The following is a 16726-nucleotide window of genomic DNA, read 5'->3' on the forward strand; positions in this document are numbered from 1 at the left end:
CGATCAGTGTGCTTGCTGGGCATAGGCTTCGGCGTATTGCTGCCGTGTCGTCGTCGAGGTATCCCAACCCGCGGCCTTCGCGCGCAGCGCGCCGACGGTGGCCTGTTCCTTGGAGGTGTGCTCGAACGGATCGAAATTCAGGAAACGGCAGGCGTTCTGCCAGGTGATCTTGTTGATATCGGCGTCGTCGGCGTGGGCGGCGTTCAGTTCGTTCAGCACGAATTCGGGTGCATCGGGCCACAACGAGTCCGAGTGCGGGTAGTCGCATTCCCACGCGATGATGTCCATTCCGATCGCGTCCCGATAGGTGAGTGCGGTCGGGTCGGTGACGTAGCAGGCGATCACGTGCTCGCGGAACACCTCGCTCGGCAGCTTGCCGCCGAAATCACGCCGCAGCCACCTCTGGTTGGTGTAGTGGCGATCGGAGCGATCCAGGAAGAACGGGATCCAGCCGATGCCGCCCTCCGACAGCGCCACCTTCAGACCGGGGTAGGAGCGAAATGCGGGACCCCACAGCAGATCCTGGACGGTGATCTGGGAGACCGTCGGTGCCAGGCACATCAGATTGTCGATCGGCGCGTCCGGCGCCAGCTTGAGCGCGCCGAATCCGGTGCCGATATGCAGGTTCATGACCAGACCGGTTTCGTCGAGCGCCGCGAAGACCGGTCCCCAGTAGTCCTCGTCGAAATAGCTGGGGCTGCCCTGCAGGTGCGGCAGTTCCGCCATCGTGACGCCGCGGAAGCCCTTCGCGGCGACGCGGCGGATCTCGGCGACGGCCAGCTGCGGATCCCACAGCGGCAGAATGGCATTCGGGATGAACCGGCCGGGATAGATGTCACACCAGCCCTCGAGATGCCAGTCGTTGTATGCCTGGATCATCGCGACGGTGATCTCGTCCTTGAAATGACTCAGGTGGCCGGCGCTGAATCCGGCGAAGGTGGGGAAGCACATCGAGGCCAGGATGCCGTTGGCGTTCATATCCCGTACGCGAGCGTGGATGTCGTAGACACCGGGCCGCATTTCCGCGTAACCGGCCGGGTCGTACCCCCACTCCTCCGCCGGCCAGGAAACGACCGCGTTGAGCCCGGTGACACCCGTCGGTTTCCCCCGGTAGACCCACCGGTCGACGCCCTTGTCGTCGACGATCACCTTCGGCGCCAGATCGGCCCATTTCTTGGGTACCCGGCCGTCGAACATATCGAGCGGCTCGACGACGTGGTCGTCGATGCTCACCAGAATCATGTCGTCGATGTTCACGTGACTCCTTGCTGTTCGTGGGAACGCCGGGGGTGCGCCTCACCCCGATCTCGACAAGCGGAGAGATGGTCAGTCTTCATTTGAGAGAATGTCACTCTCGCAATGATTCGACCATACACCTTGCGCGCGGGCGCGGTCGACAAATTCCCACCGGATATTGCCGACGAGCTGTCGATGCCGCGCGCTACCACGGTTGGTGTGCTGAACTAGCGCTCAAAATTTGGCTGGGCACACGGCCAGATCACGAATCCGCGGCTTCGGCCGCGGGCGGACTGTGTTCGGATGCCGTCGTCTCGAACCTGTCCAGGTATTGCTCGACGAATGCGATCAACTCGGCGTGACCGTTCGTGACGCCCACGGCATTCTCGGTCGCGATGACGCCGGAGATACTGGCGATGAGTAGCGATATCACCACCGGCGGCAGCTCGGTGAGGTCGAGACCCTTGGCTCGGGCGATGAAGGTGAGCGCCGTCACCTGGATATCGCGGAAACGTTCGACATAGGCGGCGATTTCGGTGCGAATGGTCGGGCGCTGATTGGCCAGTGCCATGAATTCCTGCTGCAGCCGGGTGCCGTGTGGTTCCCGACTGAGTTGCCAGAGCGCATGCAGCGGCTGTTCGGAGAATACGGCCTGGCGTTGCCGCTCCAGATTGGCTTCGGCGCCGCGTCGGAACACCGCCAGGAACAGATCGTCCATCGTCGGGAAGTAGTAGTGCACCAGCGCGGGTTTGACCCCGGCCAGCGCGGCGACCCGCCGTGACGTCGCCGCGGCATGTCCCTGCTCGAGCATGACCCGCGCGGTGGCATCCAGGATGGCGAGTCGGGTGGTCGAATCCTGCGCGCCGATGCGGCGGACTCGGGCGCCGCCGCCGGTGGCCGTCGACTCGTCCGCACTCATGTCTGCGCCTCGCTGGCGCTCGGCTCCGCCATGACCGCGGTGGCGGCTGTGCCGATTGTTCGCTCGCTCATGCGACCTCTTGACCCTTCCTTCGTCACGATGTTAAGCATATGCATATACCGAGTTTGGGCACTTGTTCAGCACGTGTGGGTGCATCGACCCGCGTGCTGCCGTATCGAAGAGGCGCATCATGACCGTCACCGCCACCCCCGTAACCGATCACATCGGACTGGAGATCACCGGGCTGTCCGGCCGCCAACTCGCCGACCGGCGCGTTGCCGACGACCTGCGGGCGGCGCTCGACCGGTACGGGGTGGTGATCTACCGTGACGCCCACATCGACGACGCCGCGCTCGTGGCGCTGAGTCGCCTGCTCGGCGAGGTCGTGGTCGCGCCGTTCGGCGGGGAAAAATCGCATCCTGAGGTATCGGCCATCACCCGTGATCCGGCCAAGAGCGTGCTGGCCGCCTATCGGGAGGGCACATTCTTCTGGCATATCGATGGCGCGACCGACGCGGTCCCGCAGCAGGCTACTCTGTTGACCGCGCTCGAGGTGGCCGCCGACGGCGGTGACACCGAATTCGCCAATACCTTCGCCGCCTATGCGGCGCTGCCGGATGCGGAGCGGGCCGAACTCGAAACCCTGCGCGTGGTACACAGTTTCGCGCATGCGCAGTCACTGGCCAATCCGGATCCGACGGATCGGGAGCGGGCGGCATGGGCGAAAGTGCCGACCCGGGTGCATCCGCTGGTGTGGACGCGCAAGAACGGGCGTAAATCTCTGCTGATCGGCGCTACCGCGGCGCAGGTCGTCGGCATGTCGGCCAAGGAAAGTCGAGCGCTGCTCGATCGGTTGCTCGCATGGTCGACCCAGTCGCGGTTCGCTTTGCGGCACCGATGGCGGCTCGGCGACCTCGTTGTATGGGACAACACCGGCATGCTGCACCGGGCCCAGCCGTACGAAGTGACCTCGCGGCGGTTGATGCACCGCACCACCCTCGTCGGCGAGGAAGCCGTCGCCTGACCGGTATCCGTCCGCGGGTGTCCTTGTCTCCCTCGTAGAATCTCATTATCCTTTAATGAGAACAATGTTTCCACCCATCCGGGTGGCGCAAGCAATGACGCGGGAGTCCCATGATCGGCAACACCAGCGAATCCGCCGTCGCGTCGAAGCCGCCTCAGGACTGTTCGCAGCGGCATCGGCCGGTTGCCGAGTATCCGGTGGTTCGGGGGTCGGCATGACCTCGCGGTCGGAGCATCGACGGGTCGCGCTGGTCACCGGTGCCGCGCGGGGCATCGGGGCGGCGGCGGTGCTGGAACTGGCGTCTCGGGGATGGTCGGTGCTCGCGGTGGATCTGGCGAGCGATGATCCCGCGCTGCCCTATCCGATGGGAAGCAAGCGCGAACTCGTCGCGGTGGCGACCGAGGCGAGCAGACGGGTGAACCGGGTCGGTGCGGTGCGACCGTATATCGCCGACGTGCGCGAGCCGACGGCACTGCAGGACGCGGTAGCCGAGGCGGTGGGTACCTGGGGCGGACTGGATGCGGTGATCGCGGCGGCCGGGGTGATCGCCGGGGGAGTTCCGTTGTGGGAGATGCCGATCGAGCAGGAGCGCGCGGTCCTGGATGTCTGCCTGGGTGGTGTCGTGAATCTGGCGCGGGCGGCGGTTCCGGCGCTGCTGGCCCGACCGGCACCGCGATCGGGGCGGTTCCTGGCCGTCGCGTCGGCCGCCGCGACGAAGGGCCTACCCCAACTCGCCGTCTACTGTGCTGCGAAAGCCGGTGTGACCGGGCTGATTCGGGCACTGGGCGCGGAACTCGGCGGCACCGGGGTGACCGCGAACGCGGTCAGTCCCGGCTCCGCCGACACCCCGCTCCTGGCCGAGATCGCCCGGCTTTACCGGCTGCCCGATGTGACGGGATTCGCCGGCCAGCAGCCGATCGGACGGTTACTCGACCCGGATGAGATCGCCCGCGTACTGGCCTTTCTGGCCGGTCCCGACAGCAGCCCGATGACCGGTGCGACGGTCGCCGTCGACGGGGGACTGGCGCTGTGAGCCCACCGATGCCCGAGTGGTTTCTGTTCCTGCCGCAGATCAAGTTGCGCGTGGACGACATCGTGGAACGAGCCAGGGTGGCCGAGGCCAGCGGATTCGACGGTCTCGCGTTCATCGACCATCTGGTCGCGCCGGGCGCCGAACAGCTGCCGCTGTGGGAGGCGATGACGGTGGCGACATGGGTGGCCGCACGAACCGAGCGGCTGCGGATCGGACATCTGGTGTTGTGCGACGCGTTCCGACACCCGGCGGTTCTCGCCAAGGAAGCGGTGACTCTGCAACAGGCATCCGGTGGCAGATTCGAACTCGGCCTCGGTGCGGGTTCGGTGCCGCGCGAATTGGTGGGATTCGATATCACCCGAGACCGGGCGCCCGCACGGCGCGATCGGCTGCGACGCAGTCTGGAACTGCTGCACCAGTACTGGGGCGCATCGAATTCCGGGGGACCGGTGCAGGTGCCGCCACCCAGCACACCGATTCCGATTGTCATCGGCGGCACCAGCGCACCACTGCTGGAATTGGTGCGCCGCTATGCGACCTGGTGGAATCTGCCTGCGCCGCAATTGAATCGGCTGCCCGAACTGCTGCCCGAGATCGGCTCGGCGCGGGTATCCATCCAGCAGTTGGTCGGCTTCGTCGGCGAGGGCCGGGATGCGGCGGAGGTTCGAGCACGCAGCGGTAGGCGATTCGGTCAGCTGGGTGAGGGCCTCGTCGTCGGTGACGCCGCCCAGCTCGCCCAGCACTTCGGCGATCTCATCGAACGTGGCGTCGAGCGGTTCTATGTGTGGTTCACGGATTTCGCCGCACCGGAGACATTGGCCGAATTCGGGGCGACGGTCATCCGGGACCTGCGGGCCACGCCGCCGGTGCGCGCCTACCGCAGCTGATCCTTCATCACCTTCCCGGTGGCGTTCAACGGCAACGCCGCACGGAACTCCACGAAGCGCGGGACCTTGTATCCCGCCATGCGGGTCTTGGCCCAGCTGATCAGCTCTCGTTCCGAGATCGGGCCGGTGGCAACCACGAACGCCGTGCCGACCTGCCCGAGCCGCTCGTCGGGAACGCCGACCACCGCTACCTGCGCGACCATCGGATGCGCCAGGAGGACGCCTTCGATCTCGGCCGGATAGGCATTGAAGCCGCCGACGATGAACATATCCTTCTTGCGGCCGATTATCCGCAGCCGACCGCCGGCATCGAGGCTCCCGAGATCGCCGCTGTGCAGCCAGCCTTCGGGGTCGATGGCCGCGGCGGTCGCCTCGGGATCGTCGAAATAGCCCTGCATGACGGAGTATCCGCGAATGAGCACCTCACCGTCATCGGCGACGCGCACCTCGACGCCGTCGCAGGCGGTCCCTACGGTCGACGCGATCTGCTCGAAGGTGTCGCCGGGGCGCGATGCCGTCGCGGTGCCCGCCTCGGTGAGCCCATATCCGGTCATGATCGATCGGAACGGCAACTCCTCGTGCACCCGGCGGATCAGTTCGACCGGAATATCGGCGGCCCCGGTGACCGCCGCCCGCAGCGACGACAACTCGTATCGGTCCTTGGCCGCCAGCAGCGAGTGATAGAGGGTCGGCGGACCGGGCAGCATCGTCACCTGCTCGCGTTCGACCAGCTCGAGCACCCGATCGACATCGAAGACCGGGACCGGCAGGATGGTCGCGCCGCGGATCAGCGATGCGATGATCCCCGCCTTGTATCCGAAGGTGTGGAAGAACGGATTGACGATCAGATAGCGGTCGCGCTCCCGCAGATCGGCCAGCTCGCACCATTCCGTGTACAGCCGCAATGTCTGCAGATGATTCATCATGACGCCCTTGGGCTTTCCGGTCGTGCCCGAGGTGTAGATGATGTCGGCGATATCCGTACCGCGTACCTGCCGTTCGAATGGCGTACCGGTCGACAGGAAATCCGATTTCACATCGATCACCGGCACACCAGCTGGACCCGGGTAGTCCACGCCGAGGAAACCTTGCTGAACCAGCAGCATTTTCGCGCCGCTGCGGCGCACGATATCGTCGGCCTCCTCGGCCTTGAACCGGGTGTTGACCGGGACCAGCACGCCACCGGCGGTCAGCAGCCCGAAGGCCGCGACGATCCATTCGGCGCTGTTGGGCGCCCAAATCGCCACCCGGTCACCGGATTCGAGCCCGGCCTCCGCGAAGGCGCCTGCGGCCCGACGCACCCGATCGGCGAGATCGGTGAAGCTGATCCGCAACGGTCCGTCGACGACCGCTTCGGCACTGCCGAAGCGGTCGGCCGCACTCATGACCATCTGCGGGATGGTCTCAAAGCTCATACGTCATACGCCGAGCAGCCGCGCCAGGTTGCCGCCCATGATCTTGGCCTGGTCGTCGACCGGCAAATGGGTGAGCATGTCGGCGAACGTGGTGGGCTGGGCCAGGCCTTCCGGATGTGGGTAGTCCGAACCGAACAGCACCTGATCCACGCCGATGAGATCGATCAGATCGGACACACCCTCCTCATAGAACGGGCTGACCAATATCTGCCGCCTGATGGTCTCGATCGGGTCCTGCATGCCGAAGCCTTCGGGCGCCTTCTTGAAGGTTTCCTTCAGTTTGGTCATGAGCGGGCCCAGCCAGGCAGCGCCGCTTTCGATGATGGCGACCCGCAGATCCGGATGCCGAAGCAGCGCACCATGAGTCAGCAACGAGGTCACCGCGTCTTCCACGGGACGCCATTCATTGACCATGCTGAAGGCATTGGTGACGAACGGGAGCATCTCGGCGTTGCTGCCGTCCCACTCCTGGGTGTAGCGGGCGTAGCCGCTGTCGGAGGTGTGCATGGTCACGGCGACGCCCAGCTCGACGACCCGCTTCCAGAACGGATCGAATTCCGGCAGCGCGAACGAGCGCGGGCCACGGAAGCCCGGCACCGGGGCCGGACGGATCAGAATGGCCTTCGCGCCACGCTCGACGACCCACTCCAGCTCCTTGATCGCCTCCTCGACGATCGGCAGGGTGATGACCGGGACGGCGAAGATGCGGTCCTGGTAATTGAACGACCATTCCTCGTGCATCCATTGGTTCAGCGAGTGGACGATGGCGTGGATGGCTTCGGGGTCGTCGCGCAGGCGCTCCTCCACCAGGCTGGCCAGAGTGGGGAACATCAGGCTGCGGTCGACGTTCAGTTCGTCCATGAGAGCCAGGCGCGGTCCGGGTTCGCGGAAGGCGTCGATGGCCTTCATCGGCTTGCCGAAGATCTCGCGGCGACTCTTGCCCTCCGGGTTGCCGTTCTTGAAGTAGTCCTCCATGGCGCCGGGGCGGGCGACCACCTCGAAGGTGGGGTTGGGGATGTACTGGCTGATCTGGCCGCGCAGCGCGATCTTGGTCCGTCCTTCGACCTCGACGTACTGGATGATGCCCTGGAAGCGCTTGGGCAGATGGCGGGTCAGTGCTTCCTTGGTCTCGTACAGGTGGTTGTCCGCGTCGAACAGCGGGTAGGGCAATGTCCGCACTGGCATGAGATCCTCCTTTGCTTGTTGCGAGAATCCTATTCTCATTGCTGTCCGGTGGCAATCGTGGTGATGACAGGTGGTTGCGGTCTCCACTTGGTCGTCCGGTCATTGAAACTTTGCGCAGACCTCATTTTCCAAAATTGACCATCTTGATTCTCCTCATGTGCAAAGCTGCTTTCCCAGCGGCGAGAGCGCCAGATCAGGTAGGGCGCCGCTCGATGAAGAACAAGGACGCGGGCCTCGACCGATCGCGGACCGGAGCGGTGGCGTCCGTAGAGGAGGAAACGTGAAATCGCAGCGAATACTCGTTGCTCTGCTGGCGGCCGCGCTGCTGGCGGCCGGTTGTAGCCGGGGTGGTGAGGAAGCCGAGGGCACCAACGCCACCACCACGGCTGCGTCGGGCGACTTCGGTGATCTGAAGAATGTCTGCCAGGGCGGGAAGCCATCGAGTTCGTCCGCGCAAGGCGTCACCGCGGGCGAGATCAAGGTCGGTGTCTTCAGTGACGTCGGTTTCACCAAGAACACCGAATTCGTCGATGCAGCAAACGTTTTCACCTCCTGGTGCAATGCCGCCGGCGGTATCGGCGGCCGCAAGCTGGTGGCCACCGTGCGCGATGCGAAGCTGCGGGAAGTCCGACAGCGGATGATCGAGGCCTGCCGCGAGGACTTCGCGCTGGTCGGCGGCGGCGCCGCGCTGGATTCGCTCGGCACCGAGGATCGCTTGAAGTGCCTGCTGCCGGACTTTCCCGCACAGGTCGTCGATGTCAAGAACTCCGGATCCGACCTGCAGGTCGGCGGCGGTGCGTCTGCCTCTCGCCCGTACAACCCCTACACCGGCTACCACCAGTGGCTGATCACGACCTACCCGGCCTCGGCCGGTGCGGTCGGCATCATCACCGGTGATTCGCCGTCGACCAAGGTGATGGTGCCCAAATTCCAGGAATCGCTGACCGCGATGAACGCCTCGGTGGTCTACAACGAGCTCTATCCGGCGATCGGTGTCGCGGACTGGACGCCGTATGCGCAGTCGATCAAGAGCAAGGGTGTCAAAGGGCTGATCTTCCTCGGCGATTTCCGCAGCCTGGCCAAGCTCGAGGATGTGCTGACCGGGATGGATTACAAGCTGGACTGGATCGACGCCAATAGCAACGCCTACAATGCGCAGTTCCTGGAGCTGGCGGGCAAATCCCTTGCGGGGCAGAACAATTTCGCCGATCTTGCCGGCATCGCGCCGGTCGAGGCGGTCGCGACGGTACCGGACGTCAAGCTGGTGAAGGACCTGTTCGCCAAGTACGCCCCCGGTAAGGATGTCACCTACCCGGCACTGCGCGCGTTCTCCGCGTGGCTGCTGTTCGCCAAGTCGGCCGCGAGCTGCGGAGACCAGTTGACCCGCAAGTGTGTGTACGACGCCGCCGCCAAGGAGACGGCGTGGACCGCGGGCGGCCTGCAGGCACCGATGGATCTGCGGCCGACCGGGGCAGCGCTGCCGAAGTGCTACAACATCGTGCAGGCGACCACGCAGGGCTGGCAGCAGCCCGCCGATTTCAAACCCGATAACGGCCCGTACCGCTGCGATATGAACGCCTACGTGTACAAGACCGACTACGGCAAGGGCCTGACCCTCGCCGACGTCGGCCTCAGCAGCAACGACTTCAAGTAGCGGAGTCGTTCGGCAATGGAACAATTCCTCGCCTTCGGCGTGGTCGGGCTGAGCACCGCGGCGATCTACGCGATCATCGGTAGCGGCCTGGTACTCACCTACACCACCACCGGCGTATTCAATTTCGCGCACGGGGCGGCGGGCATGGTGTCGGCGTTCGTGTACTGGCAGTTGCATATCGGCTGGGATGTGCCCGCGCCCTTGGCGATCGCCGCGGTGCTGCTGGTATTCGCGCCGCTGTTCGGCCTGTTCTTCGCATGGGCCTTGGCGCCGACCCAGGGCCTCGGCGATGCGGAGAAATTGGTGATGACCATTGCCCTGCTGAGTGGTCTCATCCTGCTCGCGCAATGGGTGTGGGACCCCAATCAGGCCCGCACCCTGCCGAAGTTCTTCGCCGAACAGCGACCGCTGCACGTCGGCGTGATCACCGTGACGTGGCATCAGGCATTGACGATGGTGGTCGCGATCGCGGTGGCCGTCGGACTGCGGATCCTGTTGTACCGCACCAGGACCGGGGCGGAGATGCGGGCCACCGTGGACGATCGTGCGCTGGTGGGTCTGACCGGTGCCGATCCGCGGCGGGCGAACCGGGTGGCGTGGATTCTCGGCATCGAGTTGGCGGCGATCGGCGGCATCCTGGTGGCGCCGACCGTCGCGCTCGACGCGCCCCAGCTGTCGCTGCTGATCGTCAGCGCCTACACCGCGGCGATCTTCGGTCGGTTGCGCAGTCTGCCGATGACCTTCCTCGGCGCGATCGTGGTCGGCTGTCTGGAGAGCTATCTCACCGGCTATCTGCCGCAGAACGAATATCTGCCAGGTCTGCGACTGGCCGCGCCCGCACTGCTGTTGTTCATCGCGCTGCTGCTGTTCCCGCACGGACGGCTGCGTGGGCGGGATCGGCGGCTCAGTCCGGTGCCGCTGCCGACGGTCTCGGGATCGGTCGCCTTCGCGGCGGTGGTCGTGGCCCTGGGCGTGGTACTGGCCACCGTCCTCGGTGAGGCGGATCTGATCACCTACGGGCAGATCTTCGCCTTCGGCGTGATCGGTCTGTCGTTCGTGCCGCTGGCCGGATACGCGGGACAGATCTCGCTGTGCCAGCTCAGCGTCGCCGGCATCGGGGCGGTCATCTATGCACAGTACGGCGCGAGCGGACAGTGGTGGGCATTGCTGCTGGCAATGGTGGTCGCGGGCGCGGTGGGTGCGGTGATCGCATTGCCCGCACTGCGACTGTCCGGGGTCTATCTGGCCCTGGCGACGGTAGCCTTCTCGGTGGTCCTGGACCGCTGGGTCTTCACCCTGCCGACGGTGCACGTATTCGGCGTGCGGCTCGACTTTTTCGAACAGGGCTCGGTGAATCTGGTCGGGCCACACATATTCGGCGTGCGTCTCGACAGCACCGCCCACGTGACGGTATTCGCGGCGGTATGCCTGGCGGTGGCGGGTTTCGCGATAGCGATGCTGCGGCGCAGCCGATTCGGGCGGCGTCTGATCGCGATGCGCGACAGCGAGGCCGCGTATGCGACGCTCGGCGGCAATCTGCTGATGGCAAAGGTGCTGGTGTTCGCACTCTCGGCGGCGATCGCCGGACTCGGCGGTGCGCTGTACGGCATGCAGTTGCGTGCGGTCACCTCCGATCACTTCAACCTGGTGTCCGGGTTGCCGATATTCCTGATCGTGGTGATCGCCGGTCTCGGCGCGGTCGGCAGCGGATTCTTCACCGGCGTGGCCTATGCCGGGCCGCTGCTGGTGATTCCAGTGCTGTGGCCGTCGCTGCTGAACCTGTCGCAGGTGCTGCCCGCGCTGGGCGGTATCGCCTTCGCGGGCGGCATGCTCGGTCAGGGGGCGATCGCCACGATGCGGGCGGAATGGCTGCCGATGTTCCGGGACCGGGCGGTGCTGACGGTGGTGCTGGCCGCCACGGTGGTGCTGTGGCTGCTTCGGCTCGGTGATCTGATCACCGGCTGGCATCTCTGCTTCGGTCTGGTGCTCGTCGTCATCGGCGCCCGCGTCTGGATCGCGCGGCAGCGCGTGCCCGCCGAAGAACCCGAGCTACCGGTCGAATGGTGGGGGATTCGGCGGCCATGGCGTGCGCAGGACGAGGAGGTGTTGAATCGTGCCACCGCTGCTGCAAGTTGAGGATGTGACCGTCGTCTTCGGTGGCCACCGTGCGCTCGACGGCGCCGGGTTGGTGGCCGAAGCCGGCCGGGTCACCGGCTTGATCGGGCCGAACGGTGCTGGTAAGAGCACGTTTTTCGACGTGATCTGCGGTCTGCGCAAACCGGCCTCGGGGCGGGTGCTGATCAATGGGCGCGATGTCACCCGGCTCGGCACGGCCCGCCGTGCCCGGCTCGGCATGGCTCGCACATTTCAGCGTCTGGAACTGTTCGGCCGGTTGAGCGTTCGGGACAACCTGCTGGTCGCCGCGGAACTCGGGCCGCGGCGTCGGCAGGCCGCCCAGGTCGTCGACGAGATCATCGAGCGGTTGGATCTGCACGAAGTCGCCGACGGCAGCGCCGACGCGCTACCGACGGGAACGGGCCGATTGATCGAAGTGGGCCGGGCGCTGGCCGCGCGGCCCGAGCTCATCCTGCTCGATGAACCCGCGGCCGGTCAGGACCACAGCGAGACCGAACGATTCGCGGCGCTGCTGCGTTCGCTGGCTGAAGATGGGACGGCGGTGCTGCTGGTCGAACACGATATGGGGTTGGTCATGAATGTCTGTGACGAGGTCTATGTGCTCGACCTCGGCAAGGTCATCGCTTCCGGTCCACCCGAGGTGATCCGGCGCGACGAAACCGTGCTGGCGGCCTACCTGGGGGCGGCATGACCGTGGACAGCATCGAAACAGTGACGGCGACAACCGAATCCGCCACCGGCCCGCTATTGGAACTGCGCGAGGTGCGCGCGGCCTATGACGCGATCACGGTGTTGCACGGCATCGATCTGAGTGTCGCTGCGGGTCAGGTGGTCGCGCTACTCGGGCCGAACGGCGCGGGCAAGACCACCACACTGCAGGTCTCGGCGGGCGTGCACCCGGTCGCCTCCGGCCAACTGCGATTGGGCGGACGCGATATGACCGGTGCCGACCCGCGCGACCTGGCCCGAGCCGGGGTATGCCTGATCCCGGAGGGGCGAGGTGTCTTTCCCAATCTGTCGGTGCGTGACAACCTGCTGATGATGACCTTCACGGGTCGCTCCCGGGAGGAGATCCAGGACATCGCCTTCACCCGGTTCCCGATTCTGGGGAAGCGGGCCGATCAGACGGCGGGCACCATGTCCGGCGGTGAACAGCAGATGCTCGCCCTGGCCCGCGGCTTGGCCACCGACCCGGCGGTACTCATGCTCGACGAGCTGTCGATGGGTTTGGCGCCGCTGGTGGTCGGTCAGCTCTACGAACAGGTCGCCGAAATCGCCCGTCAGGGTGTGGCTGTCCTGGTTGTCGAGCAATTCGCCGCGGCGGTACTGGATATCGCCGACCACGCGGCCGTGCTCGTGCGCGGTCGCATCGAAAAACATGGCCACCCCGACAGCGGTATCCGCGATGAATTGGCGGCCCTTTACTTAGGAAGCTCGCAATGACCGAAACACGCGCGGACCGCTTCGTCCGCGAACTCGATGAAGCCAAGATTCCCGATCCCGCGGCGGGTCGAGCGGTGCTGTGGCTGCGCACCGGAGTGACGCTCATGGTGCTGGGTCTGGTGGTGGCCGTGGTGTCGTACTTCATGGCGCACGGCACCAAAGACCCACTGGCACAACGCGATGCGATAACCCTCGCACTGGGTGCCGTGGCGGCGAGCGTGGTGGGGTCGGCGCTGTTCCTGCGGTACTCGCTCACCGGATTCCTGCGCTTCTGGCTGGCCAGACAGTCCTACGATCTCGCACAGCTCGGCGACCGGTTGAACGGAAAGGCGATCAGCAAGGACGGCTCCGCCGGTCCGTAGTACGCGGCAGCGGTCGGTCGCGCCGCGGCACCGGCCGATAATGTAATTCTCATGAGTGAGAGCCAGTTCGAGTCGTTGCCCACCGAGGAGCACCACGAAGGTGGGTTTCGGCCGTCGCGGTCTCGATCGCTGGATCGCACGCCCGATATCTCCCGCGGTGGTCCGCACTTCGGTGAGTTCATCGAACAGGTGCGGGGTCTGATGGACCGGGTGCGCCTGGCCTGCCCCTCCGACGAGGTGGCGCTGGAGAGCATCACCACGCTGAAGGAACTCAACGGGCTACTGGATACGGTGCTGGTCGACGAGTGGTCGGTACCCGGCTGGGTGCGACCCGATGTGCCCGCGAACGGCAACATCACCCTGCCGCCGTTCATCGTCGACCGCTCCGATCGTGCGGGTGTGTCGGCTCGCATTACCTTTCGCCGCTTCCATCTCGGCGGCAATGCGGCGGTGCACGGCGGACATATCGCGCTCGCCTTCGATACCGTGCTCGGGATGAGCGGCGTCGCCTACTCGGGGGCGGCGATTCGCACCGCATCACTGACCGTCGACTACCGGTCCATTACGCCGCTGGATACCGAGCTGACCCTTCGCGCCAGGGTCGAGCGGCAGGAGGGGCGCAAGATCTTCCTGGTCGCCACCCTGCATGATGGCGACCGACTGTGCGCCGAGGCGCACGCGCTATTTCTCACCCTGCTGCCGGGACAGCAGTAGCGCCCGATATCGCAAAAACCCCCGCTAACCGGCCGCATTCCTGCAAGAATGACATTCTCTCAATGGAGAGAGAGATTCGCGTAGGGAAGAAGGAAGTTATCGTGAAGATGAGGAACCTCACCGTGGCGGCTGCTGTTGTGACGACAGCGCTCGGCGTCGGAATGGGTACGGCGGGTGCATCGCCCGGTGCAGAGGCGGATGCGGTCAACTTCCAGGCGAGCGCCAATGAGAAGTCGACCATCATCTCGACCGATGCGGGTTCGATCGGTATCCGAGACGGGGTGCTCGAGATCAGGGCGGCTAATGGTGCCGTGCTCGCCGGTACCGAGCTGAAGTTCCGGGTAGACGACTTCGAATTCCCGGTCGCCGCCGAGATCGCTGGTCGCACCGCCACCCTCACCCCGCAATTCGATGTGGCGCATGCGGTGTACAAGCCGGTCGCCCTGCCGTATGAGGATCAGGCGCCGTGGAAGACCCAGTACGACCGTGAGCAGGCGGCGTGGGGTCGACTCATCGGCACGATCACCATGGGTGCCACCATCGGCGGTGCGGTCGGCGGAATCGGCGGCGGCGTCGTCGGCTGCGTACTCGGCGGAATCGCCGGTGCGACCGTGGCCTCGGCCACCATCATCGGACTATTCGGCCCCTTCATCCCGGCCGCGGCCATCGGCTGCCTCGGCGGCATTGTCGCGATCGGTGCCCTCGGCACCTTGGCCGGTCAGTTGCTGGTGACCGCTCCGATCGCGATCGCCGCGGCCGTGCAGTACTTCACCACCATCAACTCGCCGATGCCGCCCGCCAAGTAGGTCGTCGCCGGTCATGTCGTAGCGCAGCAGGTGCCATCACGGTGCAGGCCGCGCAGCGGCCCTCGGTCGGGTGAGCGGAGTTCACCCGTACCGTGGGCCGTCGTCGTTTCACATTGTTGCCGGTCAGGCCGGCCGTAGCTGGGTGCCTTCGCGGTGTTGGGGGCCTCGGGGTCCGTAGTCGAGTTCGGCCCCTCTGTTGCTGCTCGCGGTGATCGGGGCGGGTGAATCGAAGGGATCCATGATCGATTCGACGAAGATCAGCTTGTCATTGGACGCGGACAGGGCGTTGCGTAGGTCCGCTGGAGTCTTGGCGACGAACGACCGTGCCGTGGTGTCTGGGCGGAGCACTTTCGGCAGCTCCGCGTATGCCCACGTGGCGATGTCGTTGTAGGACTCGGTCTTGCCGAGATAGCCCCGCTCGATGGTGTATCCCCCGTTGTTGATCAGGAAGATTACCGGCTTGTGGTCGTATCGCAGGATGGTCGAGAGCTCCTGCGCGGTCTGCTGGAACGAGCCGTCGCCGACGAACAGCAGGTGGCGTCGGTCCGGTGCTGCGGTCAGGGTGCCCAGCAGCGCGGCGACCGAATAGCCGATCGAACCCCAATTGACCGATCCGACGAAGGTACAGCCGGGTGGGAGTTGCAGCCCGAAGAGAGCGTATGACGTGCCGTTATCGACGAGTAGCACGTCACCGGCCTGGATGTAGTCCTGGATGGCCTCCCAGTACACAGCCTGTGTCAGCTCGGCAGAGTCGTCGGTGTGAATGCGTGGCGCGGCTTGGCTGGGTTGGCTCGTGGCGCGATCGGTGACGTGCGGCACCGCAGCGATGACGCCACCGAGAACTTCCTGGATGGTAACCGCCTGGTAGTTGTCATCGCCGACGTCGACCGAGTGTCCCCGCAGGTGGATCGTGTCGGCGGGCAGCGACGCCGTGAAGGCGCCCGTGGTCACTTCGATCGGTCGGTAGCCGATGCAGACCAGGCAGTCGCTGCTCTCCATCGCGTCGAGTGTGTGCTGCGCACTTGCCTTGCCGTTGTAGACACCGACGTAGTAAGGGAACGTCTCGTCGATCACCGCCTTGGCCGTGCTGCTCACCGCGATCGGAAGCTGCATCTTCGCGGCGAGTTCCATGACCTGGGCGGCGACACCGAACCGGTCCGCGTCCAGATCCACCAGAATCGCCGGTGACGCGGCGTCGGACAAGTGGCTCGCGATCGCGGTGACACACGACACCAACCGTTCGGGGTCGCTGGCCGGTTGTACGAGCACAAGCGAATCGGTCGGAACTTCGATATCGAGATAGGCGATGTCGGAGGGCAATTCCAGGTAGACCGGCAGCTTCTCGCGCCACGCGGTCAGGATCAGCCTGTCGATCTCGAGCGCCGCGTTGCACGGGGTCAGCCTGGCCTGCGCGGCGGTGACCTGCGCGAAAGCACTGAGGAAGCGGTCCCGTGTCCCATCGGCCATCGTGTGGTGCATCCCCAAGCCGCGATCGATCGACCTGAGCGGAAGCGACCCGCAGATACAGACCACCGGAACGTGTTCGGCATAGCAGCCGGCAACCCCGTTGATCGCGCTCATCGCGCCTACGGCGTTCGTGACGAGGAGCGCGCCCATGCCATTGAGCCGCGCGTACCCGTCCGCCGCATAGGAGGCGTTCAACTCGGCGCAATTGCCCACCCATTTCATGGTGCTCTGGTCTTCGAGCTGTTCGAGCAGCTCGAGGTTATAGTCGCCGGGGACACCGAAGAGGTGCCCGATCCCGGCCTCTGCCAGCCGGCGAAGCAGAAACTCACCGATCCTCATTCGTCGGGTCTCGCCCCTGGACATCGTGTGCTCCTCCGAATCGTCGGGTCACGCTGACATCGTGGTCTCCAGGCTTGCCGGCCACCCGACACGAACATCATGGTTG

The 16726-nt window shown here is 65.5% G+C and carries 15 protein-coding genes; 10 read left to right on the forward strand and 5 right to left on the reverse strand.

The genetic code is table 11. The features are described 5' to 3' along the window. Positions 1-3: 3 nt before the first annotated feature. Positions 4-1257 (reverse strand): amidohydrolase family protein, encoded by a 1254-nt coding sequence (locus AB0L58_RS16220; protein WP_364387176.1) that lies wholly within the window; start codon positions 1255-1257, stop codon positions 4-6. A 241-nt stretch (positions 1258-1498) separates the two neighbouring features. Then, positions 1499-2155 (reverse strand): helix-turn-helix domain-containing protein, encoded by a 657-nt coding sequence (locus tag AB0L58_RS16225; RefSeq protein WP_364387178.1) that lies wholly within the window; start codon positions 2153-2155, stop codon positions 1499-1501. A gap of 190 nt (positions 2156-2345) precedes the next feature. Here AB0L58_RS16225 and AB0L58_RS16230 point away from each other — a divergent pair, with 190 nt between their 5' ends. From AB0L58_RS16230 to AB0L58_RS16240, 3 genes are all read left to right on the forward strand, one after another. Then, positions 2346-3179 (forward strand): TauD/TfdA family dioxygenase, encoded by an 834-nt coding sequence (locus tag AB0L58_RS16230; protein ID WP_364387180.1) that lies wholly within the window; start codon positions 2346-2348, stop codon positions 3177-3179. A 214-nt stretch (positions 3180-3393) separates the two neighbouring features. After that, positions 3394-4212, forward strand: coding sequence for a mycofactocin-coupled SDR family oxidoreductase (locus AB0L58_RS16235; protein WP_364387182.1), 819 nt, complete (start codon positions 3394-3396; stop codon positions 4210-4212). Positions 4213-4220: 8 nt separating this feature from the next. Next, positions 4221-5099 carry an LLM class flavin-dependent oxidoreductase gene (locus AB0L58_RS16240; RefSeq protein ID WP_364387184.1) on the forward strand — a complete coding sequence of 293 codons (879 nt, stop codon included), beginning with the start codon at positions 4221-4223 and terminating at the stop codon, positions 5097-5099. Here AB0L58_RS16240 and AB0L58_RS16245 read toward each other — a convergent pair. Next, the gene (locus AB0L58_RS16245; protein WP_364387186.1) at positions 5087-6514 is read right to left on the reverse strand and encodes a FadD3 family acyl-CoA ligase; all 1428 of its coding nucleotides are present in this window, start codon (positions 6512-6514) and stop codon (positions 5087-5089) included. The two genes, AB0L58_RS16240 and AB0L58_RS16245, sit on opposite strands and share 13 nt — an antisense overlap. Before the next feature lie 3 nt (positions 6515-6517). Next, complete coding sequence (locus AB0L58_RS16250) at positions 6518-7699, reverse strand: amidohydrolase family protein (RefSeq protein ID WP_364387188.1); 1182 nt, start codon at positions 7697-7699, stop codon at positions 6518-6520. A 280-nt stretch (positions 7700-7979) separates the two neighbouring features. On the opposite strand from AB0L58_RS16250, the gene AB0L58_RS16255 reads away from it, so the two are divergent. The 7 genes from AB0L58_RS16255 to AB0L58_RS16285 all read left to right on the forward strand — a co-directional run bounded on the left by AB0L58_RS16255 (position 7980) and on the right by AB0L58_RS16285 (position 14814). After that, positions 7980-9353, forward strand: coding sequence for an ABC transporter substrate-binding protein (locus tag AB0L58_RS16255; protein ID WP_364387190.1), 1374 nt, complete (start codon positions 7980-7982; stop codon positions 9351-9353). 15 nt (positions 9354-9368) lie between these two features. Then, entirely contained in the window at positions 9369-11489 is a 2121-nt protein-coding gene (locus AB0L58_RS16260) for an ABC transporter permease (RefSeq protein WP_364387192.1), read from the forward strand. Further along, positions 11467-12180, forward strand: coding sequence for an ABC transporter ATP-binding protein (locus AB0L58_RS16265; protein ID WP_364387194.1), 714 nt, complete (start codon positions 11467-11469; stop codon positions 12178-12180). The genes AB0L58_RS16260 and AB0L58_RS16265 overlap by 23 nt, the downstream gene beginning before the upstream one ends. Before the next feature lie 20 nt (positions 12181-12200). Then, on the forward strand, positions 12201-12932 hold the full coding sequence (locus AB0L58_RS16270; RefSeq protein ID WP_364387196.1) for an ABC transporter ATP-binding protein: 732 nt from the start codon (positions 12201-12203) through the stop codon (positions 12930-12932). Continuing rightward, a complete protein-coding gene (locus AB0L58_RS16275) occupies positions 12929-13294 on the forward strand; it encodes a hypothetical protein (protein WP_364387198.1) in 366 nt (121 codons plus the stop codon). The genes AB0L58_RS16270 and AB0L58_RS16275 overlap by 4 nt, the downstream gene beginning before the upstream one ends. Positions 13295-13345: 51 nt before the next feature. Then, positions 13346-14008 (forward strand): PaaI family thioesterase, encoded by a 663-nt coding sequence (locus AB0L58_RS16280; RefSeq protein ID WP_364387200.1) that lies wholly within the window; start codon positions 13346-13348, stop codon positions 14006-14008. A gap of 107 nt (positions 14009-14115) precedes the next feature. Next, a complete protein-coding gene (locus tag AB0L58_RS16285; RefSeq protein WP_364387596.1) occupies positions 14116-14814 on the forward strand; it encodes a hypothetical protein in 699 nt (232 codons plus the stop codon). A 123-nt stretch (positions 14815-14937) separates the two neighbouring features. Here AB0L58_RS16285 and AB0L58_RS16290 read toward each other — a convergent pair whose 3' ends face one another. Beyond that, a complete protein-coding gene (locus tag AB0L58_RS16290) occupies positions 14938-16644 on the reverse strand; it encodes a thiamine pyrophosphate-binding protein (RefSeq protein ID WP_364387202.1) in 1707 nt (568 codons plus the stop codon). Positions 16645-16726: the final 82 nt, after the last annotated feature.

The organism is Nocardia sp. NPDC052112 (assembly GCF_040680135.1).
GTDB lineage: Bacteria > Actinomycetota > Actinomycetes > Mycobacteriales > Mycobacteriaceae > Nocardia.